Origin of the sequence: [Flexibacter] sp. ATCC 35208, from assembly GCF_001975825.1 — a bacterium.
In the GTDB taxonomy this organism is placed as follows: domain Bacteria; phylum Bacteroidota; class Bacteroidia; order Chitinophagales; family Chitinophagaceae; genus Chitinophaga.
On the sequence record NZ_MTKN01000168.1, the window covers coordinates 1 to 2,006 of the forward strand.

A 2,006-nucleotide genomic window follows, 5' to 3' on the forward strand; every position below is an offset into this window, starting at 1 on the left:
AAATTACTAACCTGCTCTGCTGCTATCAGCTTACTCAACTCCTCGGGAGAACCAACATCTTCGCGCCGGCATAAAACCATACGTGCTCCCCAACACAAAGGCATAAAGATCTCCCACACTGATACATCAAAGGTGAACGTCGTCTTCTGCAGAATTATATCATTTATACTATAATCATATGCGGACCACATCCAGTCTATACGGTTGATAACACCACTATGTTCCAGCATACATCCCTTCGGTGTACCGGTAGAACCAGAAGTATAAATCACATAAGCCAGGTCATTACACTCATTTATCAGGGGCAATTTATCCCCGGAAGAATCACCCCGGAAGGCAATAAATACTTCATACGCCGACGCATCCAGTAAATGTTTACATCCACTGTCTGCTACCTGGTAAGCAATACGCTCCGCTGGTGTAAAGGGATCTACCGGCATATAAGCGCCACCGGCCTTCAATACACCCAGTAAGCTGATGATCAGCCGTTCACTACGGTCAAGGCAAACACCCACCACATCATTACGACCTACTCCATACTCCGTCCGAAGGTAAAATCCCAAACGATCAGATGCCTCGTCCAGCTCACGGTAACTCCAGCTCCTACCTTCATAAACCACAGCTACCGCATCTGGACGTTGCGATACCTGCGCTGCAAACAACGATACCAGCGTCGCGTCTGATTGGTAAGAGGCCGTTGTATCGTTATATGAATATAATAACCGCTTACGCTCATCCTCTCCCAGGTAATCAAGTTCACACAAGGGCTGCTCAGGATGCGCTGATACCCCGGCTACTATCCGCTCAACATGAGCTAACAAGCGATCCATGCGCCAACGATCAAATATGTCACTATTATATTCCAGTCCAAGACTGATACACCCCTCCGATTCCGTAAAGTTGAACAACAGATCAAATTTGCTGCTATCTGGCTGAACTACACTATAGCGGCTCACCTCTAAGCCTCCAGGAGCCCCTGCCACACTGCTTCCCTGCTGTAACACCACCATCACATCAAACAATGCATGACGGCTCATATCACGGGATAAACCAAGATCTGATACCAGCTTATCAAATGGATATAACTGGTGATCATATGCTGAAAGGGTAATTCCCCGAACAGCACTCAAATGAGAACGGTAACTGCCTTCACCATTCACCTGACTTCGAAGAGCGATCGTATTGACGTACAAGCCCAGCTGATCTTCCAGGTCAGGATGAGAACGGCCCGCTACAGGACTCCCGATAATCAGATCTGACTGTCCGCTGTAGCGATATAATAATACCTGGACAACTGACAATAATCCCATAAATAAAGTACTCTGTTCTGCCCGCAACAGCTCCCCGAAATGATGGCTCAGCTCACGGCTCCAACGGCTACGCACCACTCCTCCTCGATAACTCTTCACCACAGGACGAACACGATCCGGAGAAAGATCAAATACAGGCAGTTCTCCACTGAAAAGCGCTTTCCAGTAAGACTGGTCACCTGCACTATAGCGGTTCTCCTGCCAGGCACTGTAATCCTTATACTGGATCGGTAAAGCAGGTAAGCTCACCCCTTCATAAAACCTTAGCAGATCACGCAGCAGGATACCTACGGACCACCCATCACTAATAATATGATGCATCACATAGCTCAGCACATAACGATCTTCATCCAACCGATACAGGCAAACACGCAGCAAAGGACCGGCTGAAAGATCAAATACAGTATTGAAATCAGATTGAAGCCTAGCAGACAGCGCTTCTTCATTCACAGCATACTGCTCCAGCACAACATGACCCGTTGCCAGCACAAACTGTCTCACATCTCCATCTTCATGCTCAATAAAAACCGTACGAAGAATCTCATGACGCGATACCACCTGTTGCAACGCAGACGATAAACGAGCTACATCCAGCCGGCCTTCCAGCATGTAAACACCGGGAATGTTATACGCTCCGTGGCCACCGGTTAGCTGATGTAATACCCACATCCGGTGTTGCGCTGCAGAAAGTGCATA

1 protein-coding gene is annotated in these 2,006 nt (G+C 47.9%); it reads right to left on the bottom strand.

The window, feature by feature from the left end; translation table 11 throughout:
- Nucleotides 1-2,006, bottom strand: a 2,006-nt coding sequence (locus BW716_RS34860) for a condensation domain-containing protein (protein WP_143709229.1), incomplete at both ends; no start/stop codon positions are given.